This is a genomic window from Serpentinicella alkaliphila, assembly GCF_018141405.1.
In the GTDB taxonomy this organism is placed as follows: Bacteria; Bacillota; Clostridia; order Peptostreptococcales; family Natronincolaceae; genus Serpentinicella; species Serpentinicella alkaliphila.
In genome coordinates this window covers 1,366,823-1,380,145 of the sequence record NZ_CP058648.1, presented here as the reverse complement: position 1 = coordinate 1,380,145, position 13,323 = coordinate 1,366,823, and the positions used below count along the sequence as shown (strand labels likewise).

Below are 13,323 nucleotides of genomic sequence, written 5' to 3'. Positions count from 1 at the left end.
TTTTGGTCAAGCCCTCGACCTATTAGTATCGGTCAGCTTAATGCATTACTGCACTTACACCTCCGACCTATCTACCAGATAGTCTCTCTGGGGTCTTACCCCTTTCGGGTGGGAAATCTTATCTTGAGGGGGGCTTCGTGCTTAGATGCCTTCAGCACTTATCCCTTCCGTACTTAGCTACCCAGCTGTGCTCCTGGCGGAACAACTGGTGCACCAGCGGTACGTCCATCCCGGTCCTCTCGTACTAAGGACAGCTCCTCTCAAATTTCCTGCGCCCGCGACGGATAGGGACCGAACTGTCTCACGACGTTCTGAACCCAAACTCGCGTACCACTTTAATGGGCGAACGAATGTACCAACCCTTGGGACCTACTTGACCCCAGGATGTGATGAGCCGACATCGAGGTGCCAAACCTCCCCGTCGATGTGGACTCTTGGGGGAGATAAGCCTGTTATCCCCGGGGTAGCTTTTATCCGTTGAGCGATGGCCCTTCCACTCGGTGCCGGATCACTAAGTCCGACTTTCGTCCTTGCTCGACCTGTTTGTCTCGCAATCAAGCTCCCTTCTGCCTTTACACTCTTCGCACGATTTCCGACCGTCTTTGCCGAGTAACTTTGAGCGCCTCCGTTACTCTTTAGGAGGCGACCGCCCCAGTCAAACTGCCCACCTGACAGTGTCCCAAAACCAGATCATGGCTCATGGTTAGAACTTCAATAATACAAGAGTGGTATCCCAACGTCGACTCCTCCAAGACTGGCGTCCTAGTATCTTAGTCTCCCACCTATTCTGTACATGTAGTATCAAAATCCAATGTCAAGTTGCAGTAAAGCTCCACGGGGTCTTTCCGTCCTGTCGCGGGTAACCAAAGATCTTCACTGGTATTACAATTTCACCGGGTGCATTGTTGAGACAAACGTCCAAATCGTTACGCCTTTCGTGCGGGTCGGAACTTACCCGACAAGGAATTTCGCTACCTTAGGACCGTTATAGTTACGGCCGCCGTTTACTGGGGCTTAAGTTCTGTGCTTCGAGCTTAACCCTAACACTTCCCCTTAACCTTCCAAAGACCGGGCAGGCGTCGGCCCCTATACGTCGTCTTTCGACTTAGCAGAGACCTATGTTTTTGCTAAACAGTCGCTTGGACCTATTCTCTGCGGCCGGGTTATGCTTACGGCGCGAAGCCTTCACACATCCCGGCACTTAAGACCTTCTCCCGAAGTTACGGGGTCATTTTGCCGAGTTCCTTAACAATGCTTCTCCCGTTCGTCTTAGGATTCTCTCCTCGCCTACCTGTGTCGGTTTGCGGTACGGCACCTTAAATCTCGATAGAGGCTTTTCTCGACAGTTTGGATTCAGTCACTTCGCTACTTATTTTTCGCTCCCCATCACATCTCGGGATCTATGAAAAAGCGGATTTGCCTGCCTTTTCTCCCTACCTGCTTAGACGCACTCAACCAACGGTGCGCTTGACCTATCCTCCTGTGTCCCCCCTTCTCTCAAACGATTCTTGGTGGTACAGGAATTTCAACCTGTTGTCCATCACCTACGCCACTTGGCCTCGGCTTAGGTCCCGACTTACCCTGAGCGGACGAACCTTCCTCAGGAAACCTTAGGCTTTCGACGGGCAGGATTCTCACCTGCCTCTCGCTACTCATGCCAACATTCTCACTTCTATGCAGTCCACTACTCCTTCCGGTATAGCTTCTACCCACATAGAACGCTCGCCTACCATGTATTTCTACATCCATAGCTTCGGTGATACGTTTGAGCCCCGGACATTTTCGGCGCAGGATCACTCGACCAGTGAGCTATTACGCACTCTTTAAATGTATGGTCGCTTCTAAGCCAACATCCTGGTTGTCTATGCAATCCCACATCCTTTTCCACTTAACGTATACTTTGGGACCTTAGCTGATGGTCTGGGCTCTTTCCCTCTTGACCACGGATCTTATCACTCGTAGTCTGACTCCCGATCTTAAGTTTACGGCATTCGGAGTTTGATAGACTTTGGTAACCGGTGAAGGCCTGGGTCATTCAGTGCTCTACCTCCGTAACTCATTTAATCGAGGCTAGCCCTAAAGCTATTTCGGCGAGAACCAGCTATCTCCGAGCTCGATTGGAATTTCACCTCTACCCACAGGTCATCCAGTGACTTTTCAACGTCAATTGGTTCGGACCTCCACGAAATTTTACTTCCGCTTCATCCTGCCCATGGGTAGGTCGCTCGGTTTCGGGTCTATGACATGCAACTTTCGCCCTATTAAGACTCGCTTTCGCTTCGGCTCCGGACCTTTAGTCCTTAACCTTGCTACATATCATAACTCGTTGGCCCGTTCTACAAAAAGTACGCGGTCACACTTTAACGTGCTCCCACACTTGTAAGCAAAGGGTTTCAGGTTCTATTTCACTCCCCCCGGGGTTCTTTTCACCTTTCCCTCACGGTACTATGCGCTATCGGTCACCAGGTAGTATTTAGCCTTGGGGGTGGTCCCCCTGCTTCCCACAGGGTTTCACGTGTCCCGTGGTACTCTGGATCATAGCTTAGAGTCTTCTCGTTTCGTATACGGGGCTTTTACCCTCTTTGGCCTGACTTTCCAGTCATCTTCTACTACGATACCTCTCCTTTTTTGCTATGTCCTCAACCCCGAAAGTAAACTTTCGGTTTGGGCTTATCCCTTTTCGCTCGCCACTACTTAGGGAATCGATTTTTCTTTCTACTCCTCAGGGTACTTAGATGTTTCAGTTCCCCTGGTATCCCCTCTACTAGCTATTTATTCACTAGCAGATACTTGAATATTACTTCAAGTGGGACCCCATTCGGACATCTACGGATCTTTGCCTGCTTGCGGCTCCCGTAGCTTTTCATGACTTACCACGTCCTTCTTCGGCTCCTGGTGCCAAGTCATCCTCCCTTTGCCCTTACTAGCTTGACCTTTAAAAGATGCTTGTAAATTTCTTTACTTAACTTTATTTCTCACTTTGCAGTTTTCAAAGAACACTTGTTCTTCCTGCCTTTTGGCCGGAATACTATATTACCATCTTTTTATCTTCATGTCAATTGGTACTTGATGGCATTTGTTTGGTGGGCTCAAGTGGACTCGAACCACCGACCTCACGCTTATCAGGCGTGCGCTCTAACCACCTGAGCTATGAGCCCAATTTTTATCTTTTGTTATTGAAAGACAAAGTCTCTCAAAACTAAACAGTATAGAAGCTTTTCTCCTTAGAAAGGAGGTGATCCAGCCGCACCTTCCGATACGGCTACCTTGTTACGACTTCACCCCAGTCATCGACTTCACCTTCGACAGCTCTCTCCATTTCTGGTTAAGTAGCTGGCTTCGGGTGCTTCCGACTCCCATGGTGTGACGGGCGGTGTGTACAAGACCCGGGAACGCATTCACCGCGACATTCTGATTCGCGATTACTAGCAACTCCAGCTTCATGTGGGCGAGTTTCAGCCCACAATCCGAACTGGGACCGACTTTATGGGATTTGCTTAAGATCACTCTCTTGCTGCCCTTTGTATCGGCCATTGTAGCACGTGTGTAGCCCTGAACATAAGGGGCATGATGATTTGACGTCATCCCCACCTTCCTCCGAGTTATCCCCGGCAGTCTCTCTAGAGTGCCCACCCTAAGTGCTGGCAACTAAAGATAAGGGTTGCGCTCGTTGCGGGACTTAACCCAACATCTCACGACACGAGCTGACGACAACCATGCACCACCTGTCACTTCAGTCTCCGAAGAGAAGGAACCGGTTAAGGTTCTGTCTAAAGGATGTCAAGTCCAGGTAAGGTTCTTCGCGTTGCTTCGAATTAAACCACATGCTCCGCTGCTTGTGCGGGTCCCCGTCAATTCCTTTGAGTTTCACTCTTGCGAGCGTACTCCCCAGGCGGAGTGCTTAATGCGTTAGCTCCGGCACTGAAGGTCTCCCTCCAACACCTAGCACTCATCGTTTACGGCGTGGACTACCAGGGTATCTAATCCTGTTTGCTCCCCACGCTTTCGTGCCTCAGCGTCAGTTACAGTCCAGAGAGTCGCCTTCGCCACTGGTGTTCCTCCTAATATCTACGCATTTCACCGCTACACTAGGAATTCCACTCTCCTCTCCTGCACTCAAGCCAAACAGTTTCAAAGGCTTACTACGGTTGAGCCGTAGCCTTTCACCCCTGACTTGTTTGGCCGCCTACGCACCCTTTACGCCCAGTGATTCCGGATAACGCTTGCCCCCTACGTATTACCGCGGCTGCTGGCACGTAGTTAGCCGGGGCTTCCTCCTAAGGTACCGTCATTATCTTCCCTTAGGACAGAGCTTTACGACCCGAAGGCCTTCTTCGCTCACGCGGCGTTGCTGCATCAGGGTTTCCCCCATTGTGCAATATTCCCCACTGCTGCCTCCCGTAGGAGTCTGGACCGTGTCTCAGTTCCAGTGTGGCCGGTCACCCTCTCAGGTCGGCTACTGATCATCGTCTTGGTAAGCCATTACCTTACCAACTAACTAATCAGACGCGGGCCCATCCTATGCCGAAGTTCTTTGACCATTTAGGGATGCCCCTAATCGGCTTTATGCGGTATTAGCACTGGTTTCCCAATGTTATCCCCCTGCATAGGGTAGGTTGCCCACGCGTTACTCACCCGTCCGCCGCTAGGATTTGGAAGCAAGCTTCCTCCTCCTCGCTCGACTTGCATGTGTTAGGCACGCCGCCAGCGTTCATCCTGAGCCAGGATCAAACTCTTAATTAAAAATTTCTGGGTTGCATCTTTTTGATGCTTTTTTTCTTGCTGGCTTTCTATACTGTTTAGTTTTCAAAGACCTTTTTTATCTGCCGCTTTTGGCGACTTATCTAATATATCATTTTTGATTTCTTATGTCAATTCTTATTGCTTGGTAATAATTTGAAATAATTATTTGCAATAAATGGTGCCCAGAGGCGGAATCGAACCACCGACACGGAGATTTTCAGTCTCCTGCTCTACCGACTGAGCTATCTGGGCATATATATACCATTAAATAATGAAGTTATATGGTGGGCCTTCAGGGACTCGAACCCCGGACCTGCCGGTTATGAGCCGGATGCTCTGACCAACTGAGCTAAAGGCCCTCACTAAAAAATGGTCCGGGTGGAGAGATTCGAACTCCCGACCCCATGGTCCCAAACCATGTGCGCTACCAAACTGCGCTACACCCGGATAATAATGGCGGAGAAGGCGGGATTCGAACCCGCGCGCCGCATACACGACCTAACGGTTTAGCAAACCGTCCTCTTCAGCCTACTTGAGTACTTCTCCATTATTGGCGGAGAGGGTGGGATTCGAACCCACGGCCCCTTTCGGAGTCACTGGTTTTCAAGACCAGCTCCTTAAACCGCTCGGACACCTCTCCTAAATGGTGATCCATCCGCGACTCGAACGCGGGACACCCTGATTAAAAGTCAGGTGCTCTACCGACTGAGCTAATGGATCACTTATATGGCTGGGATATCAGGACTCGAACCTGAGAATGACGGAGTCAAAGTCCGTTGCCTTACCGACTTGGCTATATCCCAACATTGAAATTTATAACATGGCGTGCCCACAGGGATTCGAACCCCGGACACACGGCTTAGAAGGCCGTTGCTCTATCCAGCTGAGCTATGGGCACATGTATATATTATTGGAGCGGGTGAAGGGAATCGAACCCTCGCGGTCAGCTTGGAAGGCTGAAGTTCTACCACTGAACTACACCCGCATATATGGAGCTGGCGATAGGAATCGAACCTACAACCTGCTGATTACAAGTCAGCTGCTCTACCGTTGAGCCACGCCAGCATTAATATATTTTCTAATTTAGTTTTAAAATGGCGATCCGGAAGGGGCTCGAACCCTCGACCTCCAGCGTGACAGGCTGGCATTCTAACCAACTGAACTACCGGACCACTTGTTTAAAATATGGTGGGCGCAACAGGACTTGAACCTGTGACCCCCTGCTTGTAAGGCAGGTGCTCTCCCAGCTGAGCTATGCGCCCATATTTGGTGACCCCTAGGGGAATCGAACCCCTGTTACCGCCGTGAAAGGGCGGTGTCTTGACCGCTTGACCAAGGGGCCTAGTTTATGGTTGCGGGGGCAGGACTTGAACCTACGACCTTCGGGTTATGAGCCCGACGAGCTGCCAACTGCTCCACCCCGCGATATTGCAATCACCTAAATCTCCGATTTAGTGTGAGTGTAATACTATAGCCGAGTTTCATATTTAAAACTGGTGCCGAGGACCGGAATCGAACCGGTACGATCTTGAAGGACCGCAGGATTTTAAGTCCTGTGCGTCTGCCAGTTCCGCCACCTCGGCATATAAATGGCTCCAAAGAGAGGGCTCGAACCTCCAACCTACCGGTTAACAGCCGGTTGCTCCACCATTGAGCTACTTTGGAACATCTAAACCGCAACGACCTACTCTCCCAGGCGGCTGCCCGCCAAGTACCATCGGCGCTGAAGGGCTTAACTTCTGTGTTCGGTATGGGAACAGGTGTGACCCCTTCGCTATTGTCACGATTTATTGAGAGTGTTCTCTCAAAACTACAAGTGAGATTTTAAAGCTTTCATCTTTTTTGGTCAAGCCCTCGACCTATTAGTATCGGTCAGCTTAATGCATTACTGCACTTACACCTCCGACCTATCTACCAGATAGTCTCTCTGGGGTCTTACCCCTTTCGGGTGGGAAATCTTATCTTGAGGGGGCTTCGTGCTTAGATGCCTTCAAAGACTTATCCCTTCCGTACTTAGCTACCCAGTGTGCTCCTGGCGGAACAACTGGTGCACCGGTACGTCCATCCCGGTCCTCTCGTACTAAGGACAAACTCCTCTCAAATTTCCTGCGCCCGCGACGGATAGGACCGAACTGTCTCACGACGTTCTGAACCCGACTCGCGTACCACTTTAATGGGCGAATGGCCCAACCCTTGGGACCTACTTCACCCCAGGATGTGATGAGCCGACATCGAGGTCCAAACCTCCCCGTCGATGTGGACTCTTGGGGGAGATAAGCCTGTTATCCCCGGGGTAGCTTTTATCCGTTGAGCGATGGCCCTTCCACTCGGTGCCGGATCACTAAGTCCGACTTTCGTCCTTGCTCGACCTGTTTGTCTCGCAATCAAGCTCCCTTCTGCCTTTACACTCTTCGCACGATTTCCGACCGTCTTTGAGGAACCTTTGAGCGCCTCCGTTACTCTTTAGGAGGCGACCGCCCCAGTCAAACTGCCCACCTGACAGTGTCCCAAAACCAGATCATGGCTCATGGTTAGAACTTCAATAATACAAGAGTGGTATCCCAACGTCGACTCCTCCAAGACTGGCGTCCTAGTATCTTAGTCTCCCACCTATTCTGTACATGTAGTATCAAAATCCAATGTCAAGTTGCAGTAAAGCTCCACGGGGTCTTTCCGTCCTGTCGCGGGTAACCAAAGATCTTCACTGGTATTACAATTTCACCGGGTGCATTGTTGAGACAAACGTCCAAATCGTTACGCCTTTCGTGCGGGTCGGAACTTACCCGACAAGGAATTTCGCTACCTTAGGACCGTTATAGTTACGGCCGCCGTTTACTGGGGCTTAAGTTCTGTGCTTCGAGCTTAACCCTAACACTTCCCCTTAACCTTCCAAAGACCGGGCAGGCGTCGGCCCTATACGTCGTCTTTCGACTTAGCAGAGACCTATGTTTTTGCTAAACAGTCGCTTGGACCTATTCTCTGCGGCCGGGTTATGCTTACGGCGCGAAGCCTTCACACATCCCGACCCCTTCTCCTTCTCCCGAAGTTACGGGGTCATTTTGCCGAGTTCCTTAACAATGCTTCTCCCGTTCGTCTTAGGATTCTCTCCTCGCCTACCTGTGTCGGTTTGCGGTACGGGCACCTTAAATCTCGATAGAGGCTTTTCTCGACAGTTTGGATTCAGTCACTTCGCTACTTATTTTTCGCTCCCCATCACATCTCGGGATCTATGAAAAAGCGGATTTGCCTGCCTTTTCTCCCTACCTGCTTAGACGCACTCAACCAACGGTGCGCTTGACCTATCCTCCTGTGTCCCCCCTTCTCTCAAACGATTCTTGGTGGTACAGGAATTTCAACCTGTTGTCCATCACCTACGCCACTTGGCCTCGGCTTAGGTCCCGACTTACCCTGAGCGGACGAACCTTCCTCAGGAAACCTTAGGCTTTCGACGGGCAGGATTCTCACCTGCCTCTCGCTACTCATGCCAACATTCTCACTTCTATGCAGTCCACTACTCCTTCCGGTATAGCTTCTACCCACATAGAACGCTCGCCTACCATGTATTTCTACATCCATAGCTTCGGTGATACGTTTGAGCCCCGGACATTTTCGGCGCAGGATCACTCGACCAGTGAGCTATTACGCACTCTTTAAATGTATGGCTGCTTCTAAGCCAACATCCTGGTTGTCTATGCAATCCCACATCCTTTTCCACTTAACGTATACTTTGGGACCTTAGCTGATGGTCTGGGCTCTTTCCCTCTTGACCACGGATCTTATCACTCGTAGTCTGACTCCCGATCTTAAGTTTACGGCATTCGGAGTTTGATAGACTTTGGTAACCGGTGAAGGCCCCTAGGTCATTCAGTGCTCTACCTCCGTAACTCATTTAATCGAGGCTAGCCCTAAAGCTATTTCGGCGAGAACCAGCTATCTCCGAGCTCGATTGGAATTTCACCTCTACCCACAGGTCATCCAGTGACTTTTCAACGTCAATTGGTTCGGACCTCCACGAAATTTTACTTCCGCTTCATCCTGCCCATGGGTAGGTCGCTCGGTTTCGGGTCTATGACATGCAACTTTCGCCCTATTAAGACTCGCTTTCGCTTCGGCTCCGGACCTTTAGTCCTTAACCTTGCTACATATCATAACTCGTTGGCCCGTTCTACAAAAAGTACGCGGTCACACTTTAACGTGCTCCCACAGCTTGTAAGCAAAGGGTTTCAGGTTCTATTTCACTCCCCTCCCGGGGTTCTTTTCACCTTTCCCTCACGGTACTATGCGCTATCGGTCACCAGGTAGTATTTAGCCTTGGGGGGTGGTCCCCCCTGCTTCCCACAGGGTTTCACGTGTCCCGTGGTACTCTGGATCATAGCTTAGAGTCTTCTCGTTTCGTATACGGGGCTTTTACCCTCTTTGGCCTGACTTTCCAGTCATCTTCTACTACGATACCTCTCCTTTTTTGCTATGTCCTCAACCCCGAAAGTAAACTTTCGGTTTGGGCTTATCCCTTTTCGCTCGCCACTACTTAGGGAATCGATTTTTCTTTCTACTCCTCAGGGTACTTAGATGTTTCAGTTCCCCTGGTATCCCCTCTACTAGCTATTTATTCACTAGCAGATACTTGAATATTACTTCAAGTGGGTTTCCCCATTCGGACATCTACGGATCTTTGCCTGCTTGCGGCTCCCGTAGCTTTTCATGACTTACCACGTCCTTCTTCGGCTCCTTATGCTTAAGTCATCCTCCCTTTGCCCTTACTAGCTTGACCTTTAAAAGATGCTTGTAAATTTCTTTACTTAACTTTATTTCTCACTTTGCAGTTTTCAAAGAACATGCTTTAATTACCCAAGTCTCGTATTTGGTGTAATTGAAGTACTCAGCATTAGCTGAGCTTCATATTAAATTACTTCTTTTTTGAAAAAACCTTCATCGAAGGTCTCTCAAAACTAAACAGTATAGAAGCTTTTCTCCTTAGAAAGGAGGTGATCCAGCCGCACCTTCCGATACGGCTACCTTGTTACGACTTCACCCCAGTCATCGACTTCACCTTCGACAGCTCTCTCCATTTCTGGTTAAGTAGCTGGCTTCGGGTGCTTCCGACTCCCATGGTGTGACGGGCGGTGTGTACAAGACCCGGGAACGCATTCACCGCGACATTCTGATTCGCGATTACTAGCAACTCCAGCTTCATGTGGGCGAGTTTCAGCCCACAATCCGAACTGGGACCGACTTTATGGGATTTGCTTAAGATCACTCTCTTGCTGCCCTTTGTATCGGCCATTGTAGCACGTGTGTAGCCCTGAACATAAGGGGCATGATGATTTGACGTCATCCCCACCTTCCTCCGAGTTATCCCCGGCAGTCTCTCTAGAGTGCCCACCCTAAGTGCTGGCAACTAAAGATAAGGGTTGCGCTCGTTGCGGGACTTAACCCAACATCTCACGACACGAGCTGACGACAACCATGCACCACCTGTCACTTCAGTCTCCGAAGAGAAGGAACCGGTTAAGGTTCTGTCTAAAGGATGTCAAGTCCAGGTAAGGTTCTTCGCGTTGCTTCGAATTAAACCACATGCTCCGCCGTTGTGCGGGTCCCCGTCAATTCCTTTGAGTTTCACTCTTGCGAGCGTACTCCCCAGGCGGAGTGCTTAATGCGTTAGCTCCGGCACTGAAGGTCTCCCTCCAACACCTAGCACTCATCGTTTACGGCGTGGACTACCAGGGTATCTAATCCTGTTTGCTCCCCACGCTTTCGTGCCTCAGCGTCAGTTACAGTCCAGAGAGTCGCCTTCGCCACTGGTGTTCCTCCTAATATCTACGCATTTCACCGCTACACTAGGAATTCCACTCTCCTCTCCTGCACTCAAGCCAAACAGTTTCAAAGGCTTACTACGGTTGAGCCGTAGCCTTTCACCCCTGACTTGTTTGGCCGCCTACGCACCCTTTACGCCCAGTGATTCCGGATAACGCTTGCCCCCTACGTATTACCGCGGCTGCTGGCACGTAGTTAGCCGGGGCTTCCTCCTAAGGTACCGTCATTATCTTCCCTTAGGACAGAGCTTTACGACCCGAAGGCCTTCTTCGCTCACGCGGCGTTGCTTTGCATCAGGGTTTCCCCCATTGTGCAATATTCCCCACTGCTGCCTCCCGTAGGAGTCTGGACCGTGTCTCAGTTCCAGTGTGGCCGGTCACCCTCTCAGGTCGGCTACTGATCATCGTCTTGGTAAGCCATTACCTTACCAACTAACTAATCAGACGCGGGCCCATCCTATGCCGAAGTTCTTTGACCATTTAGGGATGCCCCTAATCGGCTTTATGCGGTATTAGCACTGGTTTCCCAATGTTATCCCCCTGCATAGGGTAGGTTGCCCACGCGTTACTCACCCGTCCGCCGCTAGGATTTGGAAGCAAGCTTCCTCCTCCTCGCTCGACTTGCATGTGTTAGGCACGCCGCCGCGTTCATCCTGAGCCAGGATCAAACTCTTAATTAAAAATTTCTGGGTTGCATCTTTTTGATGCTTTTTTTCTTGCTGGCTTTCTATACTGTTTAGTTTTCAAAGACCTTTTTTATCTGCCGCTTTTGGCGACTTATCTAGTATATCATTTTTGATTTCTTATGTCAATTCTTTTTTTTAAGAGCTTTAAATTTTGTTATCGGTGTTTGTCGTTTTAGCGACTTAGTTATAGTATCATTTTTGATGTCATTTGTCAACCTATTGTAACAAACCTTTTATTACAATCATTACCTGTTAACTTAACGTCCAGCCCCTATCAAAAGGGCGGAAAATAATAATACCATTTATGCTAAGCAAAGTCAACTATAATTGGCACCCTATTTATGGAATATACCCTACAAACTAAATCTTTATTCATAATTAAATAATAAAAGGATAAGTTTTTTACTTACCCTTTTATTTAGCATCTAATAAAGAAGTAAAACTACTTTTTCAATAATACAGTTATATTAAGCCTTTTATTAGAATAAATTGCTTGACCGTCGTCAATAACCATTCCAACTAAGGCTAATTCATTTTTATTACCCTCACCTATCAGCTCCCAGTAGTATTCCTCTACTTCTTCCTGCCTAGGTATACTTAAAAAATCATTAAGGGATTGAAGCTCTTCCTCTGCTATCCCATCACAAAAACCTTCAACAGTAATTTTTATAGCACTTTCTACGTCCTCTAAATCTACATGAATTTGTGATATTCCTAAATTATAGCAGTAGTTGATTAGTTCATCTACTATTTTAATAGATTTTAATCTTTCCCTCAAGCAGATTCTTCCTTTCTCATAAATGCATCAATTACAGGTATTAATATTGCCGCAACAATACCACCAGAGAAACCATTATTGTACAAGTTCATTCCACCATGTAGTCCACCTACATTCATTACCATGGCCATGTGCATGAATCCTGCAACAATTCCAAACTTCCATCCATATTCACCAGCTACTGGTGCTAAAGTTGTACCGAATAGGGCAGCAAGTAAAGGACCAATTGCATTAACGTCCCATACATTTAATAATGCTCCAAGATAAACTCCAATCATAATTGGAATAATGTTCTTCGAGTGCTTACCAAAAGCTCCGAATCCAACTACAGTATAAATACCACCAATAATCGGACCATTAAGTTGTCCACCTACTGCCAATATATATCCCATAGTAATGAATCCAACTAGACCCATATTAACAAGAGTTAATCCGAAACCGTCTAATACTACAAAATCTGTTACGGCTCTACCAGATCTCTTTACTAAACTAGTATAACCACTAAAACTTTTATTATTAAAAATATATCCTAAAATAATCATCGAAATAAATATAATTGTTAAATAGATACCTAAAACCCTATTATAACCTTCTGCTAAATAAAGTGTTCTTGGGTTATCAAAACCTAAGGATCTTAGGAGTGCCATAAAAAAAGTTCCTACAATTCCAGCTGTAAAACCGATATTATATAGATTGAACCCTTGATGGAATTTTACGAAGTGCGCCCCTAATGCAGGAAGAATTAATCCTACAATTAACCCTGCTAAATTAGCAAAAAATATAGCTTTTGCTAATGGAAGTTCATATCCGAATGTAATTTGACTAATTAAAGGCCCTAGGGCTGTTCCAAAGTAAGCAACAATTATAAATTTACTAAATTTTTCTCCCTTTATTTTCGCATGGATAAGTACACCTAGTAAAATTGGCCATACATTATAAGTATTTTTTCCGAAAAGAGCGAACCCTCCGATTGTAAAAATTGCAGCGATAATCGGTCCATTAAAATCCACCTTGCTTTTCTTAGCAATCAAAGTAGCTATAACCATCAGTAATGAGCTATTAAAGATCGCAGCCCCTACATTTCCGACGGCCATATAGTCCGTTACAAGTATACTCGGTGCTTTAGTTAAACTAATCATACCTTCAATTATCTCTGCTGGACTATTAAATAAAAATGCTGATAGCAGTAACAAAACTGAGTATCCTAATATCACTAAGAACTTATTTTACTCTGTAACTTTATTTGTTTCAAACACGTCCTCTCTCTCCTTTACAACTTTCGCATTACTTACCTTTTCCATCT

2 protein-coding genes, 17 tRNA genes and 5 rRNA genes are annotated in these 13,323 nt (G+C 47.7%); all 24 read right to left on the bottom strand.

What is annotated here, in order from left to right; translation table 11 throughout:
• Positions 1–2 precede the first annotated feature (2 nt).
• The 24 genes from HZR23_RS07075 to HZR23_RS06960 all read right to left on the bottom strand — a co-directional run bounded on the left by HZR23_RS07075 (position 3) and on the right by HZR23_RS06960 (position 13,234).
• A 23S ribosomal RNA gene (locus HZR23_RS07075) occupies positions 3–2,934 on the bottom strand.
• 147 nt (positions 2,935–3,081) lie between these two features.
• Positions 3,082–3,158, bottom strand: a tRNA-Ile gene (locus HZR23_RS07070).
• A 70-nt stretch (positions 3,159–3,228) separates the two neighbouring features.
• Positions 3,229–4,743, bottom strand: a 16S ribosomal RNA gene (locus tag HZR23_RS07065).
• A gap of 176 nt (positions 4,744–4,919) precedes the next feature.
• Positions 4,920–4,995 (bottom strand) — tRNA-Phe (locus HZR23_RS07060).
• Positions 4,996–5,025: 30 nt separating this feature from the next.
• Positions 5,026–5,102, bottom strand: a tRNA-Ile gene (locus tag HZR23_RS07055).
• A gap of 11 nt (positions 5,103–5,113) precedes the next feature.
• A tRNA-Pro gene (locus tag HZR23_RS07050) sits at positions 5,114–5,190 on the bottom strand.
• A gap of 7 nt (positions 5,191–5,197) precedes the next feature.
• Positions 5,198–5,289: transfer RNA gene (locus HZR23_RS07045), tRNA-Ser, on the bottom strand.
• 5 nt (positions 5,290–5,294) lie between these two features.
• Positions 5,295–5,383, bottom strand: a tRNA-Ser gene (locus HZR23_RS07040).
• 4 nt (positions 5,384–5,387) lie between these two features.
• Positions 5,388–5,463: transfer RNA gene (locus HZR23_RS07035), tRNA-Lys, on the bottom strand.
• A 7-nt stretch (positions 5,464–5,470) separates the two neighbouring features.
• Positions 5,471–5,546, bottom strand: a tRNA-Gln gene (locus HZR23_RS07030).
• Positions 5,547–5,564: 18 nt separating this feature from the next.
• Positions 5,565–5,641, bottom strand: a tRNA-Arg gene (locus HZR23_RS07025).
• Between the two features lie 13 nt (positions 5,642–5,654).
• Positions 5,655–5,728, bottom strand: a tRNA-Gly gene (locus tag HZR23_RS07020).
• Positions 5,729–5,733: 5 nt separating this feature from the next.
• Positions 5,734–5,808 (bottom strand) — tRNA-Thr (locus HZR23_RS07015).
• Between the two features lie 30 nt (positions 5,809–5,838).
• Positions 5,839–5,915: transfer RNA gene (locus HZR23_RS07010), tRNA-Asp, on the bottom strand.
• Positions 5,916–5,929: 14 nt separating this feature from the next.
• Positions 5,930–6,005: transfer RNA gene (locus HZR23_RS07005), tRNA-Val, on the bottom strand.
• A 5-nt stretch (positions 6,006–6,010) separates the two neighbouring features.
• Positions 6,011–6,085 (bottom strand) — tRNA-Glu (locus HZR23_RS07000).
• Between the two features lie 7 nt (positions 6,086–6,092).
• A tRNA-Met gene (locus tag HZR23_RS06995) sits at positions 6,093–6,168 on the bottom strand.
• A 69-nt stretch (positions 6,169–6,237) separates the two neighbouring features.
• Positions 6,238–6,326 (bottom strand) — tRNA-Leu (locus tag HZR23_RS06990).
• A 7-nt stretch (positions 6,327–6,333) separates the two neighbouring features.
• Positions 6,334–6,408 (bottom strand) — tRNA-Asn (locus HZR23_RS06985).
• Positions 6,409–6,414: 6 nt separating this feature from the next.
• A 5S ribosomal RNA gene (gene rrf, locus HZR23_RS06980) occupies positions 6,415–6,531 on the bottom strand.
• 54 nt (positions 6,532–6,585) lie between these two features.
• A 23S ribosomal RNA gene (locus tag HZR23_RS06975) occupies positions 6,586–9,514 on the bottom strand.
• Positions 9,515–9,721: 207 nt separating this feature from the next.
• A 16S ribosomal RNA gene (locus HZR23_RS06970) occupies positions 9,722–11,236 on the bottom strand.
• Together the 16S, 23S and 5S rRNA genes with 17 tRNA genes alongside form the textbook arrangement of a ribosomal RNA operon.
• 448 nt (positions 11,237–11,684) lie before the next feature.
• Positions 11,685–12,020, bottom strand: a complete 336-nt coding sequence (locus tag HZR23_RS06965; protein WP_132849733.1) for a hypothetical protein — start codon at positions 12,018–12,020, stop codon at positions 11,685–11,687.
• A complete protein-coding gene (locus tag HZR23_RS06960) occupies positions 12,017–13,234 on the bottom strand; it encodes a DUF1576 domain-containing protein (RefSeq protein ID WP_249536754.1) in 1,218 nt (405 codons plus the stop codon). The genes HZR23_RS06965 and HZR23_RS06960 overlap by 4 nt, the downstream gene beginning before the upstream one ends.
• Positions 13,235–13,323 lie beyond the last annotated feature (89 nt).